This is a genomic window from Arthrobacter sp. Y3224198, assembly GCF_059090025.1.
Genome location: NZ_JBNHFG010000029.1, coordinates 1 through 17,291, shown reverse-complemented (window position 1 = coordinate 17,291; position 17,291 = coordinate 1). Strand labels below are relative to the sequence as shown.

The following is a 17,291-nucleotide window of genomic DNA, read 5'->3' as shown; positions in this document are numbered from 1 at the left end:
TCGTTGACTATATTGTTGACAATAAAGGCGACAAAGTCATCGCGGCCGACTCAACTCCCCGATGCGGCCCGGCGGATAGCATCGGCAATGCTGGCCATATGGGCTTCCATCACTTGGGCAGCCTTGTCGCCCCGCCCGGTGCAGATAGCTTCGATGATCTCCACATGCTCAGGCAGCGACACTCCGGCACGCCCGGGCTGAACAGCCAGGCGGAACTGGTGCCGCACATTCTGCGCCCTCAACCGTTCAATCGTGGCACCGGCTGTCCCCTGTCCGCTGATTTCCACAATGCGGCGGTGCAGCTTGGAATTGACCTCGGAGTAGCGCATCAGCTCACCTGCCTTGACTGCGGCGGTCATATCATCGGCCATCTGCTTCAACTCGGCCACCTCGCCGGCATCGATCCGCTCGGCTGCCTTGCGCGCACACAGCGCCTCCAGGACCCCGCGGACCTCGATGATCTCCACAGCTTCCTCCACCGGCACGGACCGCACCCGGGCGCCGCGGTTCTGCACGCGCTCCACGACGCCTTCGACGGCGAGTTCCGCCAGTGCCGATCGCACCGCGCTGCGGCTGGCGCGGAACCGGGCGCACAGATCCGCCTCCACCAACCGCTGGGACGGCACCAGTTCGCCGTCGAGAATCGCCGCACGGATCGCGTCGGCAACCTGCGCAGCGTTGCTTGTGGCCACTGCTGCATCTGCTGTCATCTTCGAGCTCCCCCGGCAGTGCCACCGCCCTGCCCGTCATTTTCCGTATCACGCAAAGTTACCACCACGGCCGCTTCGCAGGGCGGTCCCGCTTGGAATTGTTGACAATCGTGTGAATAATCGAGCGGATAAGTATGGGAGGACAACCAATATGACAGCAGTAACGGTCCTGGGACTGGGTGAGGCCGGACGCCTCTACGCTATGGGGCTGACAGCGGCCGGCGCCCATGTGCGCGGCTACGACCCCTTTACCGATGTGCGCAGCAGCGGGATACATCAGGTGGACACCCTTCCTGAAGCCCTGCGCGGCGCTGATGTGATTATCAGCTTGGTCGGCTCCGCAGCATCGAAGAGCATCGCCGAAGAAGCCCTTCCCCTGCTTCCCGCAGAAGCACTGTTTGCGGACTTCAACACCTCCGCCCCGGAAGGCAAAGCAGAACTTGCTGCCATCGCTGCTCGGCACGGCGTGGCCATGGTAGACGTGGCCGTTATGGCACCGGTCCCCCGCGCCGGCAGCCGGACCCCGCTGGCGGCCAGCGGAGCGGAGGCAGAGAGCTTCGCCGCCCTGCTGGAGCCCCTCGGCGTACCGGTGGACGTGGTCCCGGGGCCGCCCGGCGCGGCAGCCGGCAGGAAGCTGCTGCGCAGCGTCTTTATGAAAGGGCTGGCCGGGCTGGTCCTGGAATGCCAGGCCGCCGGACGGGCCGCCGGCTCGGAGCAGTGGATACTGGCGGAAATCGCTGCCGAACTGGGTCCGCAGGGGTCCAAACTCGTGCAGCGCCTGCTCCAGGGCTCGCATGCCCACGCGGTGCGCCGCACGCATGAGGTGGAGGATTCCCTCGCCTACCTCCGCCGCCTCGAAAGCCCGGCCTGGATGACGGACGGGACACTGCGCTGGCTGTCGTCACTGGTACCTGATTCCCGAACCTGAGGTATTGTCTGCGAAATTGTTGACAATAATCGGGGCCGCTGGTTGACTCTCAGCACTGCTTCGGGCGGGGCCTCCGCACTGCGCCGCTCAAAGAAGCCTGGTTTTGTGCAGACGCAAAGGACACCGTTATGGCTAATGCTTTCCGCGACGTGGCCCATCTGGGTTTCGTTGAGCTCTTCACCCCTGACTTCGACAAGAGCCTGTGGTTCTTCACTGAGTTGCTCGCGATGCGCGAGGTCGCGCGTGAAGGCGACTCCGCCTACCTGCACGCGTGGGATGACTACGAGCACCACACCATCAAGCTGACCGCCCACGAGACCTCCGGCGTCGGGCGGCTGGGGCTGCGGGCCGCCAGCGAGGAGGCGCTGCAGCGCCGGGTGGCAGCCATCGAGGCCGCCGGGCGCGGCATCGGCTGGCACGACGGCGGCCCGGGCATGGGCAAGACGTACGCCTTTGCGGATCCGGACGGACACCCGATGGACATCTACTTCGACAGTGAGTGGCATGAGCCCACCGACGAGTCCCGACCGGCGCTGAAAAACCAGGCCGACCGGTTCCCGGGCCGCGGCGTTAACGCCCGCAGGTTGGACCACGTGAACTTCCTCGGCGCGGACGTGGCGGAGAACGGCCGGTTTGTGGAGGAGGTCCTGGGCGGCAAGCCCACCGAACAGATCCGGCTGGACAACGGCGCCCTCTCCGGACAGTGGTTCACCTTCTCCAACAAGTCCTATGACCTGGTGTACAGCGGTGACTGGACCGGCAGCAGCGGACGGCTGCACCACATTGCTTTTGCCACGGACACCCGGGAGGACATCCTCAAAGCTGCGGACATCTTCCTGGAGAACGGGATCCACATCGAGACCGGGCCGCACAAGCACGCCATCCAGCAGACGTTTTTCCTCTACGTTTACGAACCCGGCGGCAACCGGATCGAGTTTTGCAACGCCGGTGCCCGGCTGATCCTGGCGCCGGATTGGAAGACCATCGAATGGAGCGAGGCCGAGCGTGCCAAGGGCCAGGCCTGGGGTATGAAGACCATCGACACCTTCCACACCCACGGCACTCCCCCGGTCGGGCTGACCGCCGGCTGACCCTTTCGGCACCCGCTCACAAAGACGGCGGGGCCTCCCTTGCAGGAGGCGCCGCCTTTGTGTGCCGAGACAGGATCAGGCCAGTGCCGCGTCCGGCCGGTGCCCCTTCTTCGCCAGCTGGATCTGCTCATAGACGTGGTGGCGCAGCTCGGTGAATCGCGGCAGGCCGCGGGTTTCGAGTTGGTCCCGGTCTTCCGGCAGGTCAATCCTCAGATCCTCCTGGACCACGGTGGGCGAGGAGGACAGGATGATCACGCGTTCACCCAGATATACGGACTCGTCAATGTCATGGGTGACAAAAAGAATTGTCATGCCCAGGTCCTTCCACAGCCGCCGGGTAAGGTCCTCCAGATCCGCACGCGTCTGGGCATCGACTGCGGCGAACGGCTCATCCATCAGCAGCACCTCGGGCTGGTAGGCGACGGCGCGGGCGATGGCCACACGCTGCTGCATGCCGCCGGACAGCTGCCACGGATAGGACTTGGGCACGTGAGCCAACCCCACCGCTTCCAGCGCTTCGGCTACCCGCTGCCGCCGCTGGGCCTTGGGCACCCCGGCGTTTTTCAGGGGAAGTTCCACGTTGTCTTCCACCCGCAGCCACGGGAAGAGGGAGCGCCCGTACTCCTGGAACACCACGGCCATCTTTTTCGGCGGCCCGGTCACTTTTTTGCCGTCCAGCAGCACCTCGCCGGCGGTGGCCCCCAGCAGCCCGGCGATGCATTTAAGCAGCGTGGTCTTGCCGGATCCTGACGGGCCCACCAGGCAGGCCAACTCGCCGTGGCCGAGGTCGAAGGTGAGGTTGCGGACCGCTTCAACCGGCCCGCCGTCCGTCGAGTAGACCTTTTTCAGCCCGCGGACCGAAAGCAGCGCTTCCCCTTCCGGCAGGACCCTGCCCGTCGGAGCCGCACCTCCCGGGGAATCGGGTATTGTCTCAGGCTGCATTTTCTACCTCTTTCAGGCCGTGGTACCAGCGCAGGATGCGCCGTTCGCACCATTGGAAGATCAGGGAAAGGGCCAGGCCGATCAGGCCGAGCACCAGCATCCCGGACCACATTTCCGGGATGGCGAAGGAGCGCTGGAACTGCAGGATGGTGAAGCCCAGCCCCGAGGATGAACCGAACATTTCCGAAATCACCATCAGGATCAGGCCGATGGAAAGTGACTGCCGGACGCCGGCCATGATGGTGGGCGCCGCCGAAGGCAGGACCTGGTAACGGATCCGGTTCATACCGGAAATGCCGTAGGAGCGGGTGGTCTCGTTCTGCACCGGGTCAATGGAGCGCACCCCTTCAATGGTGTTCAGCAGGACCGGCCAGATACAGCCCACCACAATAACTGCCACTTTCATTCCGTCGTTGAGCCCCACCAGCAGGATCAGCACCGGCACCAGCACCGGGGGCGGCAGGGCCCGGAAAAACTCGAAGACCGGCTCGGTGGCCGCGCGCAGCGTGCGGTTCAGTCCCACCAACAGCCCGACGGCGACGCCCAGGAGAATGGCGAGCGCCAAGCCGGCCAGCAAACGGCCGATCGAGGGCAATACGTCGGCCGTGAAGCGGCCCTCAAACCAAGTGGGACGGAATACCTCCACCAGCGCTTCGGGTGCAGGGACGAAGAAATTGGGTTCGCCCCGGGTATAGCCCCACCAGAGCAGCACCAGCAGCAGGGGCAGGGCAATGATGAAGCCCAAGCTCTTGAACGCCTTCACAGCACCACCTCCCCGCGGACGGAGGGGTGCCACGCCAGGAGCCGCTTTTCAGCCTGGCGCATTACCACGTTGATGGCCACGCCCAGCAGGCCGGTGGCCAGGACCAGCGAGTACATGCCGGAGATCGCGCCGCCGGACTGCGCGTCGGCAATCTCCCTGCCGAGTCCGGGTGACCCGATGATCAGTTCTGCAGTGATCGCCAGGATCAGGGCCACCGAGGCGGCGAGCCGGATACCGGTCATGAGGTAGGGCAGGACAGTGGGGAAAACCACGTGCCGGATTCGCTGCATCCGGGAGAATCCGTAGGACTGAGCCGTCTGAGTGGCCACGTTGTCCACATCGGCCACGCCGTACAGCACCTGGATCAGCACCTGCCAAAAACAGGCATAGATGATCAGCATCAGCGAGGACTCGATCTTTACCCCAAACAACAGCACGGCCAGCGGAATCAGGGCGACGGAGGGTACCGGGCGCAGGAACTCGATGGTGGAGTTGGTAAAGCGGCGCAGGAAGGCACTCATGCCGATCACCAGGCCCAGTACCCCTGCGGCCAGCACTGCAACCGCGAGTCCGACCGCCCAGGCGAGCAGGGTATGGCCCACGGCCACCCAAAACGCCGTCAGGCCGAAATCGCGGACCAGCGCCATAATGACCTCGGACGCCGGTGGCAGGAATCGCCGTTCCACCAATCCCACCGCGGGAACCAGCTCCCAGATCAGCAGGAAGGCCAGAACACCGGCCAGGCCCAGCACCGGTTTGGGCACAGGACGGCGGGCACCCGGACGGGCCGCGCGGGTTGGCGCGGCCCGTCCGGACTTCAGCACTTCTGCGCTCATTGCGGCAGCAGCTCGTCCAGCTTCGGGTCACCGCTGATCAGCCCGTCGCTGAGTGACAAGTCAGCCAGTGTCTCCACGCCGTCACGGTTGATCTCGGTGGCGAAACTGGGCAGCGTCAGCGCTTTCGCGGTTTCGGCGTCGATTTTCGTGTAGGTCAGCAGCACGTCCCGCACGGCGTCGGGGTTCTCCTGGGCGTATTCCATCGACTTGTTCATGGCAGCCGTGAACTTCTCCACCAGCTCGGGATCGTCGTCTGCCATGCCCGACGTCGTGAAGTAGGCACCAATGGTCAGGTCATCGGCGGTGTCCGCATAATTGGAGGCGATCAGAGTGGATCCCGCATTCTGCCCGCCGGTCAGGAAGGGCTCCACCACCTGGATGGCGTCCACCTGGCCGCGTTCGAGGGCGGCCTGCATATCAGGGAACGCCAGTTCCACAAATTCGATGCCGGACGGATCGCCGCCGGCCTTGCGTACTGCCGCCCGGACGGTGGTGTCGTTGATGTTGTTCAGGGTATTGACGGCCACCTTCCTACCTTCCAGATCCATCGCGGTGGTGATGCCCGAGTCCGGGTTGACCAGGATCCCGCCGAAATCGGCGCCGTCTTCACCGGTGGACGCAGCGCCCGCGGCAACCATCTGCACATCCAAGCCCTTGGACTTGGCCACGAGCATGGATGAAATATTGCTGAAACCGAAATCCATGCTGCCGCTCATCACGGCAGGGACAATGGCCGCGCCGCCTTGGGCGGGCTGCAGTTCCAGCTCCAGGCCTTCCTCTTCGAAGAAGCCCTCCTGGACGCCCAGGTAGATGGGCGCGACATCAACGATGGGTATGACGCCGACGGTCACTTTGGTCAGCTCCCCTCCCCCGGCGGCGCCGGTATCCTCGGAGCCGCCGCTGGGAGATCCTGAACCGCAGGCGGCGAGGGCCAGCACTGCGGCAAAGGCGGCCAGCACCCTAAGAATTGGCTTCATTGTCATTCCCCGGTTTCTGTGCAAAAAGTTAGCTAGGTCACACACACGGTATTTTTGGTAGACATGATTGTCAACAATTTTGGTGAATGTTATTGCGTTGACCCTGACGGGAGGTGTGGCAGACTGCACGCATGGAAATCCGGCCAGCCACACTGCTCGACGGTTCCTTCCGCGTCCGCCGGGCCACGCGTGACGACGTCGGCCCGATCCGGTCGCTTCTGCAGTCAGACGAGTTGGACGCGTCCCGCCCTTCGGAGCCGGCTGAGGCGTTGGAACCGTATCTTCGTGCCTTCGAGGCGATAGATGCAGACCCCGCCCATTTCCTTGCCGTCGTCGAGAACCCGGGGGACATAGTTGGAACGCTGCAGCTGACCCTGATCCCCTGCCTGGCGGCCGGAGCCGCCACCCGGCTGCAGGTGGAAGCAGTGCACGTGCGGGCCGGTCTGCGCTCGCACGGTCTCGGGGCCGCGATGATGGAGTGGGCGGTTGACCAGGGCCGGGCAAACGGTGCGGGAATGGTCCAGCTGACATCCAACGGCCGCCGGGAAGCTGCGCACCGGTTTTACCGGCGGCTCGGTTTCGAGCCATCGCATATCGGGTTCAAGCGCCGTTTGACCCCGGCTTCGCATTCAACCAGTGGGTAACCGCAGACCGCGTTTAGGCGCCGGGCCACCTGCCGGTCCGGAACAGTTCCTCCAGGGTTGCCGTGGCCGGTGCCGGGTCCAGCCCACGGCCGGCCAGCCAGGCGTCGTCGCCGTAGGACGTGGCATAGCGATCCCCGGAATCGCACATCAGGGAAACAATGCTGCCGGCCCGGCCCTGCGCTTCCATGGCGGCTCCGAGCTGCCACACACCCCAGAGATTGGTGCCTGTCGAGGGACCGGCGTGCAGACCTGCAATGCTGTGCAGATGCCGGGCGGCTGCCACGGACGCCGCATCGGGCACCTGGACCATATGGTCGATGACTTCCGGGATGAAACTCGGCTCCGGGCGGGGCCGGCCGATGCCTTCGATTCGGGACGGGCCGCCGACGGCGGGGACACCGGGGTGCTGCCAGGCGGGGAAGAAGGCCGAGCGCTCGGGGTCGACCACCGCCAGCCGGGTCGGGTGGCGGTGGTAGCGGATGTACCGGCCCAGGGTTGCGCTGGTGCCGCCGGTGCCGGCGCCCACCACTATCCACTCAGGCAGCGGGTGCTCTTCCAAGGCCATCTGGGAAAAGATCGATTCGGCAATGTTGTTGTTGCCGCGCCAGTCCGTGGCCCGCTCCGCGTAGGTGAACTGGTCCATGTAGTGGCCCCCGGTGCGTTCCGCCACCGCTTCGGCCGCGGCGTAGACCTCGGACGGGTCCTCCACGAAATGGCAGCTGCCGCCGTACTGCTCAATCAGGGCGATCTTCTCCGCACTCGTGGTGCGGGTCATCACGGCAACAAAGGGCAGGCCCAGCAGCTGGGCGAAGTAGGCTTCCGAGACGGCGGTGGACCCGCTGGAGGCTTCCACTATGGTGGTGCCTTCCCGGATCCAGCCGTTGACCAGCCCGAAGAGGAACAGGGAGCGTGCCAGCCGGTGTTTGAGGCTGCCGGTGCGGTGGGTGGACTCGTCCTTGAGGTACACCTGGACGGACCAGCCGTCCGGCACGGGGATCTGGAACAGGTGGGTGTCAGCGGAGCGGGCCGCCTCGGCTTCTATCCGGCGGATGGCGCCTTCAGCCCAGGTGCGGTCCCGGTAGGTTGGGGTAGTCACCCGACCCAGCCTACGTGGCGGACTGCTGCGGTTCGGCGATGACGGCGGCCGTACCGGACACGCGGATCCCGCCTTCGGCCGGCACATCCACGGTCAGCAGGCTCGGCCGGCCGACATGTCTGCCCTGGTGGATGAGCACCTGACCGGGCACCTGCACCAGCTGCAGCTCCCGCAGGTAGGCGCCCACCGCTGCGGCGGCCGAACCGGTGGCCGGGTCCTCGGTGATGATCCCCACTGGAAAGAGGTTGCGGGCCTCGAACTCCGTGGCTGACCGGACCGACAGCACGGTCACCGTCCCCTTCCAGCCCTGCTCGTCCATCAGTTCCCGCATGGCAGCCGGGTCAAACCCGAAGCCGTCAAAGACCGTTTGGCGGGCCAGCACCAGGACCGGGTGGAGGTTGCCGGCAAAGGACAGCCGGACCGGATAGTCCGGATGCAGGTCCGGCTCTTCCAGCCCCAGCAGGTTCAGCAGCCGGGCCAGGACCTCCGGGGCAATCGGCGTCACCTGCGGTGCCACACTGGTGAAGGTGGCCGTGGTCCCGGCGGCGGAGTCCGACGTCGTAATCCGCACCTCGCCGGCCGGTGTTTCGAAGACGAAGTCGCGGGAAATCCCGCGGTTGGCGAGCGCCACGGCGGTGGCTACCGTGGCGTGGCCGCAGAACGGGACCTCGGCGGTGGGTGAGAAATACCGGATGCCGATGCGCCCGGGTTCCTCCGGGGTGCCGGGCCGGACCACAAACGCACTCTCGGCGTATCCGACCTCCGCCGCGATGTCCTGCATCTGCTCATCCGTCAATGCGGAGGCATCGAGCACCAGCCCGGCGGGGTTGCCGCCGTCCGGAGTGGAAGCGAACGCGGTCAGGCGCAGGATGTCCGGTGCGGGATTCATGCGGTCATTCTGCCAGAGGGCCTGCCGCTCCGAAGGTAGGCAGGAAGGCCCGTGAGCCGCCCGGTCCATTTTCATAAGCACCCTGATCATCGCTAAGGTCGGAGATAACCGTTGCACGTTGCAGCCAGCATCAGGAGGATCGATGAGCCAGGAAACCGTCCCGGAGAACGCCGAATCCCACGCGGGAGCCGATCCCCGGCCGGGCATCATCGAACAGGACCAGGCACTGGACGCCGTGCCGGGCCCCGCGGGTGAGGGTGTCGCGCTCGTGGCCGGCGCCGGTGGCGTCATTGGCCGGCACGCTGCGGATGAGTACGCCCGCCGCGGTTGGAAGGTCCGCGGGGCCAGCCGCCGCCCCGTGTCCGACGCCGCTTGGGAGCATCTGTCCGTCGACCTGCTCGACGCCGCGGCCGCCCGGCAGGGCCTGGCACCGGCGGCGGACACTACCCACTTGGTGTTCGGTGCCTACATCGAGCGTCCGACGTCGGCGGAACTGTCCACGGTCAACACGGCGCTGCTGCGCAACACCTTGGATGCGCTGCACGCAGCGGGTGCGCCGCTGCGGCACGTGACGCTGTACCAGGGCGGTAAGGCCTACGGTGCGCATCTGGGGTATTTCAACGCCCCGGCCAAGGAACGCGATCCACGGCTGATCCAACCCAATTTCTATTACGACCAGGAAGACCTGCTGCGGGAGGTGGCCGCCGAACGCGGCTTTGATCTCACCGTGCTGCGCCCCGAAGGTGTGATCGGTTATGCCACCGGCAACCCGATGAACCTGCTGATGGCTATTGCCGTGTATGCCGCCGTGAGCAGGGAGCTGGGGCAGCCGCTGCGTTTTCCCGGCACGGTGGCCGCCTATGACGCGCTCTATCAGGTGACCGACGCCGAACTCCTGGCCCGGGCCGCAGTCTGGTCCGGCTCCGCTCCGGCCGCAGCCGGGGAAATCTTCAACATCACCAACGGTGACTTCTTCCGCTGGCGCCAGCTCTGGCCGGCCTTCGCCAAACACTTCGGCATGGAGTACGCCGAACCGCAGCCGGTGCCGCTGACCGACGCCATGCCGCAGTACGCCCGCCTGTGGGAAGAGATGACCAAACGGCACGGGCTGCAGCCCATTCCATATGAGGATCTGGTGCGCTGGGAATTCGCGGACTTTATCTTCCGCTCGGAGTTCGACAATGTCTCCTCCACCGTCAAGGCGCGTCAGGCCGGTTTCGGCGACTGCCTCGATTCGGAGGACCGCTTCCTGGAACTCTTCACCCGCCTGGCGGCGGAAAAAATCATCCCCGGACCGGCAGCCTGACCCGCCCACGGCCCCAGCACTACCAGAGGAGTTCCCCATGAAGATTGTTGGCGTCCGCACCTTCGGCGGCCCCGATGCCTTGGAAATCCTTGAGGTACCCGAACCGCATGCCGGGCCGGGCGAGGTCCGCATCCGGGTCCGTGCGGCCGCGGTGAGTCCCACGGACACCATGCTGCGCTCCGGAGCCCAGGACATGGGCGGACAGGAACCGCCCTACATTCCGGGGATGGACGCCGCGGGCATCATCGACGAGGTGGGCGACGGCGCCGCCTGGCAAATCGGCGACGAAGTCATGGCCCTGGCCCTGCCCCGGGACAGCCACCGCGGCGCCTACACCGAATACCTGGTAGCCCCGGCGGATTCCATCGCCTGCATTCCCGGCGGCATCGGCCTGGAGGCGGCCTCCACCCTGCCCATGAACGGGCTTACGGCTGCGCAGACCCTGGAGAAGCTGGCGCTGACGGACGGGCAGGTCCTGGCCGTCACCGGTGCCGCGGGCATGCTGGGCAACTACCTGATCCAGCTGGCCAAGGAGGCGGGGCTGACCGTGGTGGCCGACGCTGCGGACAAAGACGCCGAACTCGTCTCGGCCCTCGGCGCGGACTATGTGGTGGAGCGCGGGGAGGACGTGGCGGACCGGATCCGGGAACTCTTCCCCCAGGGAGTCGACGCCCTCGCCGATGCCGCCGTGCTGGACGGCCGGGCGGCCTGGGCGGTGCGCGACGGCGGCGGGTTCGCCGCCTTCCGCGGATGGAACGGGGACCCGGGCCGCGGCGTGCAGGTCCACCCCATCTGGGTGCGGGAGGAATACCACTCCGGGAAGAAGCTGGACCGGCTGCGCGCCCTGGCAGAAGCGGACCTGCTGAGCCCGCGGATCGCCGATGTACTGCCGCCCGAACGGGCCCCGGAAGCGCATCGGCGGCTGGAAGCCGGCGGCCTGCGCGGCAGAATCGTGCTCACCTTCTAACGGGTACACCCTCACGACGGCGGCCCCTCCCGGGTGCCGCCGTCGTTTGGTTAGAGCAGGCAGGCCAGGGGGCTATCCGTTGCTCCGGACCGGTGCTAGGGTTCCGGGCATGGAGATCCTGATTTTCGAGTAGCGCGCCGCTGTGCCCTCTCGATACTTCGCAGACAACCATCCACAGCTTGTTGAGGCCAGGCCTCCAAGTCCTTCCGTCTGCATTTCCGTTTCCCCCTGTATTCCTGGCATGCCCTCGGAAGGGCCTGTGCCGGCGTCGACGGCGCCAGCCATAGGAGCAAAACCATGCGTGCACCGAAGAAAAAACCCACCGCATCCCCCGCCGGACAGCAACCGGACCTGACCGGGGTACTGCCCGTGTCCCAGATCAACCTGGCACCTGCCGCCGAAGCGAAGCTGAACGAGGCCGGGCAGTCCCGCGCAGCCTCCGCCGCTGAAGCGGGGCTGCCGGGCTGGCAGAGCCTGGGCAAGGACCACAAGCCCACCCGGGCCAACACCTCCCGGCAGGGCCCGCGCGAGCGCAAGGTCCGCTGGTAACGGATCGCCTGCCCCCACGGGAAAGGACCGGCCGGCCGCATCACCGCGGCCGGCCGGTCCGCCCCGCAACGCAGGCTGCCCGGCCAAATTCCTTCCGGCGGCCGAGCAGTTCCGGCGGCAGGACCCAGTCAGTTAATCCGCGCTTCCAGCCCTTCCCATTCCTGCGAGCGCAGCTCGTTCTTGCGGATCTTTCCGGTGGAGGTCTTGGGCAGCTCGAGAATGAATTCGACGCTGCGGGGCGCTTTGTAGGAGGCAATCTGCGACTTTACGTGCGCCAGCAGGTCCTCCCCGGTGGCTTCAAGGCCCGGGACCAGCACCACAAAGGCCTTGGGCCGCTCGCCCCAGCGCTCGTCCGGAACGCCGATGACGGCGACGTCGGCCACGGCCGGATGGCTGGCCAGTGCCTGTTCCACTTCAATGGTGGAAATGTTCTCCCCGCCGGAGACCACCACGTCCTTGGACCGGTCCAGCAGCTGCACGTACCCGTCCGGATGCATCACCCCGAGGTCCCCGGTGTGGAACCAGCCGCCGCGGAAGGCGTCGGCGGTGCCCGCTTCATCCCGGTAGTAACCGCGCATCACGCAGTTGCCGCGCATCACGATCTCGCCCATCTCCACGCCGTCGGACGCGACATCGGCCAGTTCACCGTCTGCGCCGGGTACGTCCCGGACCACCCGCAGCCGCTCGGCGGTCAACATCCCCACGCCCTGGCGGGCCATGTTCCGGGCCAGGGCATCGGCATCCAGGTCCGCCCACGCAGCCTGCGGCTCGCAGACCGCATAGGGCCCGTAGGACTCGGTCAGCCCGTACACATGCACCACGGTGGCCTGCAGCCGGTGGATCTTGTTGATCACCGTGGGGCTGGGCGGGGCGCCGGCGGTGACGATGGTCAGCGGATGCTCCAGTTCATGCGCCTCCTCCGCGGTGGCGATGGCGGAAAGGACGGTCGGCGCCCCGGCCAAGTGGTCGATTCCATGCGTATCAATCAGCCGCCAGATTTCGGGCCCCCGGACGGCACGCAGGCACACGTGGGTTCCGGATGCTGCGGTCAGCGCCCATGTGGTGCACCAGCCGTTGCAGTGGAACATGGGCAGCGTCCACAGATAGACGGTGTCCGCACCGAACCCCTGGTGGTGCACCTCGCCGAGCGAGTTCAGGTAGGCGCCCCGGTGCGTGTACATCACGCCCTTGGGCCGGCCGGTGGTGCCCGAGGTGTAATTCAGGCTGATCACGGTGTCCTCATCCGCCACGGTCCACGGCAGCGGGGTGTCGGTGCCGCGGGACAGGAAGGCGGCGTACGACGTCGCGCCCTCCACCGTGTCCTCGCTCCCGTCCTGCAGCGGCACGGACACCACTTCCGTGACCGTCTCCAGGTCAGGGCTGCCAAGGTTGCGCAGCAGGTCCGGGTCACCGAACAGGAGTGTGGCCCCGGAGTGGTTGCAGATGTAGGCGACCTCCGGCGGGGAGAGCCTGGTGTTCAGGGGTACCAGCACACCGCCGGCCAGCGGAACCGCGTAATCCGCAATGAGCAGTTCAGCTGAGTTGGTGCCCAGGAAGGCCGCGCGGGCCCCCTCGGCCAGGCCGGAGGCGCGCAGCGCGTGCGCCGTGCGGGTGACCGCGGACGCGAACTGCCGGTACGTCAACTGCCGTTCGCCATCGATCACCGCGGTCTTCTCCGGATGGACGGCAGCAGCTCGTTCCAGGAAACGAAGCGGGGTCAAAGCGGTATCCAGACCGGTCATGTCTCTCCTTTGAGGTGTAACGGCCTTCCACGCTACACGGAGGATGAGGCGTGGATCACATCGGCATGTCGTCCGGTGACGCATTCCGCGGCGGGCCCCGGGACGGCGGGGCAAGGATAGGCACCTCCTCCGCAGCGGGCAAATCGGCGGTCGCGTCGGCGCAGTCGCCGCGGATGCCCGTGGACTTGCCGCCCCCTCCCGCCGATATCGTTAAATGCAGTGCCCGCCCCACTAGGGGGTTCGGCGCTGCCCGGGTCCCCCTCGTCTTGAGCCGGCCGGGCAGCAGCACGACACTCCTCCGCCTCCCACCGACCGCAGCGTTGCGTGCCGCCGGGGTGCCGGAGCGGGGCACTGCAACGCCGGGATTTCGGCCCCGGCGCTGAAACCTCAACGAAGCGGAGATGCAATGCCCCACAAAATCATCCTGGACTGCGATCCCGGCCATGATGATGCGGTCGCCCTGCTGCTGGCACACGGCAGCCCGGAGATCGAGCTCCTGGCGGTGACAACCGTCGTCGGAAACCAGACCCTGGAGAAGGTGACACGCAACGCGCTGGCGATTGCCCGTGTCGCAAATATCACAGGCGTTCCGTTCGCCGCCGGCTGTGACCGGCCCCTGGTGCGCACCATCGAAACCGCTCCCGACATCCACGGCGATTCCGGCATGGACGGCCCCGAGCTGCCCGAGCCCACGCTGGAACTGGATCCCCGCCATGCCGTGGACCTGATCATCGACACCGTGATGTCCCACGAACCCGGAACGGTCACCATTGTCCCCACTGCAGGACTGACCAACATTGCCCTCGCCGTGCGCAAGGAACCGCGCATCGCCGAACGGGTGAAGGAAGTTGTCCTGATGGGCGGCGGCTACCACGTGGGCAACTGGTCCGCCGTGGCCGAATTCAACATCAAGATCGACCCCGAAGCCGCCCACATTGTCTTCAACGAGAAGTGGCCGCTGACCATGGTCGGCCTGGACCTCACCCACCAGGCACTGGCCACGGACGAGGTCGCTGCCCGTATCGCCGCCGTCGGCACCAAGCCGGCAAAGTTCGTCGGTGAACTCCTGGAGTTCTTCGGACACGCTTACAAGGACGCCCAGGGCTTTGACTTCCCACCCGTGCACGATCCCTGTGCAGTGGCCTACGTGATTGACCCCTCCGTGATGACCACCCGCCGCGTGCCGCTCGACGTCGAGCTCACCGGCACCCTGACGCTGGGCATGACCGTGGCGGACTTCCGCGCCCCGGCGCCCGCGGATTGCACCACCTCGGTGGCTGTGGACCTGGACCATGAAAAGTTCTGGGGCCTTGTTGTTGACGCACTCGAACGAATCGGTGAGGTAGACCTGTGAGTGAAACCACCCGGCGCCGGGTCAACGTCGGCGCACTGATGACGGCACTGCTGGCGGCCTGCGTGGCCTTCCAGCTCAATGCCTCAATGCTCTCCCCCGCCCTGGTCACCATCGAAGAGGAACTGAACACCACTTCGGCGGCCGTGGGCCTGAGCCAGACGGCGTTCTTCACCGCTGCTGCACTGTTCTCCCTGTTCCTTCCGCGGCTGGGCGACATCATCGGCCGCAAAAAAGTTCTTGCCGGCATGCTCGTGGTCCTGACCATCGGTTCGGTGGTTGCCGCCCTGGCGCCGAGCATCGAGGTCCTCTTTATCGCCCGCCTGATTCAGGGCGTTTCCGGCCCGGTGGTCCCGCTGACCCTGATCATGCTGCGCGTGGAAATCACCGACGCGAAGCTGTACGGCACGCTGATGGGTGTTATCACGGCCGTGAACGGCGGCATTGCCGGTGTGGACGCCGTGGCCGGCGGATACCTGGCACAGAACCACGGCTTCGCCTCGGTCTTCTGGGCCATGGCTGTCGTGGGTGCCGTTGCTGCGGCCCTGCTGTTCTTCCTGGCCCCTGAATCCACCGCCGAGAAGAAGGAAAAGATGGACTGGGTGGGCGTGGTTCCCCTGGTCATTTCCGTGGGCACCCTGCTGACCGCGTTCAACGAGGCGGGCAAACTGGGGGCCGCAAACTGGCCGCTGGTCATCGGCCTGATCGTTATTGCCGTGATTGCCTTCGTGGTCTTCTGGAAGGTGGAGAACCGGACCGAGCAGCCGCTGGTGGCAACCCACCTGCTCAAGCAGCGTTCCACCTGGGCCCTGCTGCTCACCACACTGCTGACCATGACCGGCGTCTTTGCCGTCATCAACGGCATCATCCCCGCCCTGGCGCAGGACGGTGCCGTCGGCTTCGGCATGGGCGCCGAGGAGTCCGCTTGGTGGACCCTCACCCCGTACGCCATCGCCGGGCTGGTCCTGGGCCCGATTGCCGGCCGGCTTGCCGCCACTTGGGGCTACGGCAAGGTGCTGCGGGTCGGCATGATCGGTTCGGTCATTGCCCTGTCCCTGATGCTGCTGGTGGTCGGCAGCGATTCCAAGCTGGGCGTGCTGGGCGTGTCGGTGCTGATCGGCATCACCTACGCCGGCATCGGCAACATCATGCTCAACGGCCTGGGTATTGTGCTCTCCCCCAAGGAGAACCCCGGCTTCCTGCCCGGGCTCAACGCCGGCGCCTTCAACCTCGGCGCCGGCCTGAGCTTTGCCGTGATCTACGCGGTGAAGACCGCTGCCACCCCGGCCGACGGCGGCGGCACCTCGGGTTACTACGCCGGTATCATTGCCGGTCTGGTGATCCTGGCGCTGGCCCTGGCCACGTCCTTCCTCATCCCCAAACCCGTCAACGCCGAGGTCGCCACGGCCGAGCCGGCCGACCGCTGACCCCGTCAAGGAGATTCTCCGCATGCCCGCCGGAAAAGTTGTAGTAGTAGGGTCGCTCAACGCTGACCTGACCGTCCGTACCGACCGTTTCCCCTCCCCCGGGGAAACCCTGGGCGGATCCGAACTGGTGATTGTGCCCGGCGGCAAAAGCGCCAACCAAGCTGCAGCTGCCGCCATTTTGGGCGCCGATGTCCGGCTTTTCGGTGCCGTGGGCGCCGACGGGCACGGGGACCTGCTGCTCAAGGCGGCCGCCGGTGCGGGCGTGGACGCCTCGCGTGTGCTGCGCCGCACCGGCACGGCCACCGGCACGGCCATGATCGTGGTGGACGCAGCCGGTGAGAACACCATCATTGTGTCCCCCGGGGCCAACGGCACGGTCACCGGCGCCGAGCTGCCGGCGGACCTGTTCGACGGCGCCGCCGTCCTGACGCTGAGCCTGGAGGTTCCGCTGGAAGCGGTCACCGCCGCTGCCAGGGCCGGGCACGACGCCGGCGCGCAGGTGCTGCTGAACCTCTCCCCGTACCGGGAGGTCCCGGCGGAACTGCTGGCCCTGACCGACGTGCTGCTGCTCAACACGCATGAAGCGGCGCTGGTCACCGGGCTGGCGGATCCGACTGGGGACTGGGAGGCGGTCATCGCCGCCCTGGACGCGTTGGGCGTGCGCCGGACCATCATCACCTTGGGCAGTGCCGGCGCCGTCGTACTGGACGGCACTGCGAACGGGGGCGAGCGCATCACAGCCATTGCCCCTACCCGGGTCACCGCGGTGGACACCACCGGCTGCGGGGATGCGTTCACCGCCGCCACCGCGGCACGGCTGGCTGCGGGCGCCTCCCTGGTGGACGCGGCGCGTTTTGCCGCCCGCGCCGGCGCGCTGGCCGCCACCCGCGAGGGCGCCCAGTCCTCCTACTCGGCGCTGCTGGAGCTGGCAGGCTAAGGATCGTTTCACCGGCCGGGGGGGGGCCCGGCGGGGGCCGGGGCGGGGCCCGCCCCGCCGGTTGGGTGGGGGGGGAGAGGACCGCCCCACCCCCGGCAGCGGGGCGGGGCGCCCACCTTCACGGCGACGTTTGCTC

At 66.8% G+C, this 17,291-nt stretch carries 17 protein-coding genes; 9 read left to right on the top strand and 8 right to left on the bottom strand.

Annotation, left to right across the window (positions count from 1 at the left end):
- Positions 1–50 precede the first annotated feature (50 nt).
- Positions 51–710, bottom strand: a complete 660-nt coding sequence (locus tag AC5RUF_RS13380; RefSeq protein ID WP_493998321.1) for a GntR family transcriptional regulator — start codon at positions 708–710, stop codon at positions 51–53.
- On the opposite strand from AC5RUF_RS13380, the gene AC5RUF_RS13375 reads away from it, so the two are divergent.
- Both AC5RUF_RS13375 and AC5RUF_RS13370 read left to right on the top strand, forming a co-directional pair.
- A complete protein-coding gene (locus AC5RUF_RS13375; RefSeq protein ID WP_494130896.1) occupies positions 685–1,638 on the top strand; it encodes an NAD(P)-dependent oxidoreductase in 954 nt (317 codons plus the stop codon). The two genes, AC5RUF_RS13380 and AC5RUF_RS13375, sit on opposite strands and share 26 nt — an antisense overlap.
- Positions 1,639–1,766: 128 nt before the next feature.
- Positions 1,767–2,729: a catechol 2,3-dioxygenase gene (locus AC5RUF_RS13370; protein WP_494130895.1), complete on the top strand. Its 963-nt coding sequence runs from the start codon at positions 1,767–1,769 to the stop codon at positions 2,727–2,729.
- A 75-nt stretch (positions 2,730–2,804) separates the two neighbouring features.
- Here AC5RUF_RS13370 and AC5RUF_RS13365 read toward each other — a convergent pair whose 3' ends face one another.
- The 4 genes from AC5RUF_RS13365 to AC5RUF_RS13350 are packed head-to-tail and all read right to left on the bottom strand — an operon-like array spanning position 2,805 to position 6,253.
- Positions 2,805–3,671, bottom strand: coding sequence for an ABC transporter ATP-binding protein (locus AC5RUF_RS13365; RefSeq protein WP_494130894.1), 867 nt, complete (start codon positions 3,669–3,671; stop codon positions 2,805–2,807).
- Positions 3,661–4,434 carry an ABC transporter permease gene (locus AC5RUF_RS13360; RefSeq protein WP_494130893.1) on the bottom strand — a complete coding sequence of 258 codons (774 nt, stop codon included), beginning with the start codon at positions 4,432–4,434 and terminating at the stop codon, positions 3,661–3,663. Before AC5RUF_RS13360 ends, AC5RUF_RS13365 begins: the two co-directional genes overlap by 11 nt.
- Complete coding sequence (locus AC5RUF_RS13355) at positions 4,431–5,270, bottom strand: ABC transporter permease (RefSeq protein ID WP_494130892.1); 840 nt, start codon at positions 5,268–5,270, stop codon at positions 4,431–4,433. The genes AC5RUF_RS13360 and AC5RUF_RS13355 overlap by 4 nt, the downstream gene beginning before the upstream one ends.
- Positions 5,267–6,253, bottom strand: coding sequence for an ABC transporter substrate-binding protein (locus AC5RUF_RS13350; RefSeq protein ID WP_493997061.1), 987 nt, complete (start codon positions 6,251–6,253; stop codon positions 5,267–5,269). Before AC5RUF_RS13350 ends, AC5RUF_RS13355 begins: the two co-directional genes overlap by 4 nt.
- A 125-nt stretch (positions 6,254–6,378) precedes the next feature.
- Here AC5RUF_RS13350 and AC5RUF_RS13345 point away from each other — a divergent pair, with 125 nt between their 5' ends.
- On the top strand, positions 6,379–6,891 hold the full coding sequence (locus tag AC5RUF_RS13345) for a GNAT family N-acetyltransferase (protein ID WP_494130891.1): 513 nt from the start codon (positions 6,379–6,381) through the stop codon (positions 6,889–6,891).
- 13 nt (positions 6,892–6,904) lie between these two features.
- On the opposite strand, the gene AC5RUF_RS13340 is transcribed toward AC5RUF_RS13345, so the two are convergent.
- Together AC5RUF_RS13340 and AC5RUF_RS13335 are read right to left on the bottom strand one after the other, a co-directional pair.
- Positions 6,905–7,987 carry a PLP-dependent cysteine synthase family protein gene (locus AC5RUF_RS13340; RefSeq protein ID WP_493997059.1) on the bottom strand — a complete coding sequence of 361 codons (1,083 nt, stop codon included), beginning with the start codon at positions 7,985–7,987 and terminating at the stop codon, positions 6,905–6,907.
- A gap of 10 nt (positions 7,988–7,997) precedes the next feature.
- Entirely contained in the window at positions 7,998–8,876 is an 879-nt protein-coding gene (locus AC5RUF_RS13335) for a PhzF family phenazine biosynthesis protein (RefSeq protein WP_493997058.1), read from the bottom strand.
- A gap of 142 nt (positions 8,877–9,018) precedes the next feature.
- Here AC5RUF_RS13335 and AC5RUF_RS13330 point away from each other — a divergent pair, with 142 nt between their 5' ends.
- From AC5RUF_RS13330 to AC5RUF_RS13320, 3 genes are all read left to right on the top strand, one after another.
- Positions 9,019–10,182, top strand: coding sequence for an SDR family oxidoreductase (locus AC5RUF_RS13330; protein ID WP_494130890.1), 1,164 nt, complete (start codon positions 9,019–9,021; stop codon positions 10,180–10,182).
- A gap of 37 nt (positions 10,183–10,219) precedes the next feature.
- Entirely contained in the window at positions 10,220–11,149 is a 930-nt protein-coding gene (locus tag AC5RUF_RS13325; protein WP_494130889.1) for an NADP-dependent oxidoreductase, read from the top strand.
- Positions 11,150–11,446: 297 nt separating this feature from the next.
- Positions 11,447–11,698: a hypothetical protein gene (locus tag AC5RUF_RS13320; RefSeq protein ID WP_493999129.1), complete on the top strand. Its 252-nt coding sequence runs from the start codon at positions 11,447–11,449 to the stop codon at positions 11,696–11,698.
- 128 nt (positions 11,699–11,826) lie between these two features.
- On the opposite strand, the gene AC5RUF_RS13315 is transcribed toward AC5RUF_RS13320, so the two are convergent.
- Entirely contained in the window at positions 11,827–13,440 is a 1,614-nt protein-coding gene (locus tag AC5RUF_RS13315) for an AMP-binding protein (protein WP_494130888.1), read from the bottom strand.
- 406 nt (positions 13,441–13,846) lie between these two features.
- On the opposite strand from AC5RUF_RS13315, the gene uriH reads away from it, so the two are divergent.
- Genes uriH through AC5RUF_RS13300 form a run of 3 tightly spaced genes read left to right on the top strand, consistent with a single transcriptional unit; the run spans position 13,847 to position 17,155 of the window.
- Positions 13,847–14,794, top strand: a complete 948-nt coding sequence (gene uriH, locus AC5RUF_RS13310) for a uridine-preferring nucleoside hydrolase UriH (RefSeq protein ID WP_493997597.1) — start codon at positions 13,847–13,849, stop codon at positions 14,792–14,794.
- Positions 14,791–16,218 (top strand): uridine transporter UriT, encoded by a 1,428-nt coding sequence (gene uriT / locus AC5RUF_RS13305; RefSeq protein ID WP_494130887.1) that lies wholly within the window; start codon positions 14,791–14,793, stop codon positions 16,216–16,218. The genes uriH and uriT overlap by 4 nt, the downstream gene beginning before the upstream one ends.
- Positions 16,219–16,240: 22 nt before the next feature.
- Positions 16,241–17,155, top strand: coding sequence for a ribokinase (locus AC5RUF_RS13300; protein WP_494130886.1), 915 nt, complete (start codon positions 16,241–16,243; stop codon positions 17,153–17,155).
- Positions 17,156–17,291 lie beyond the last annotated feature (136 nt).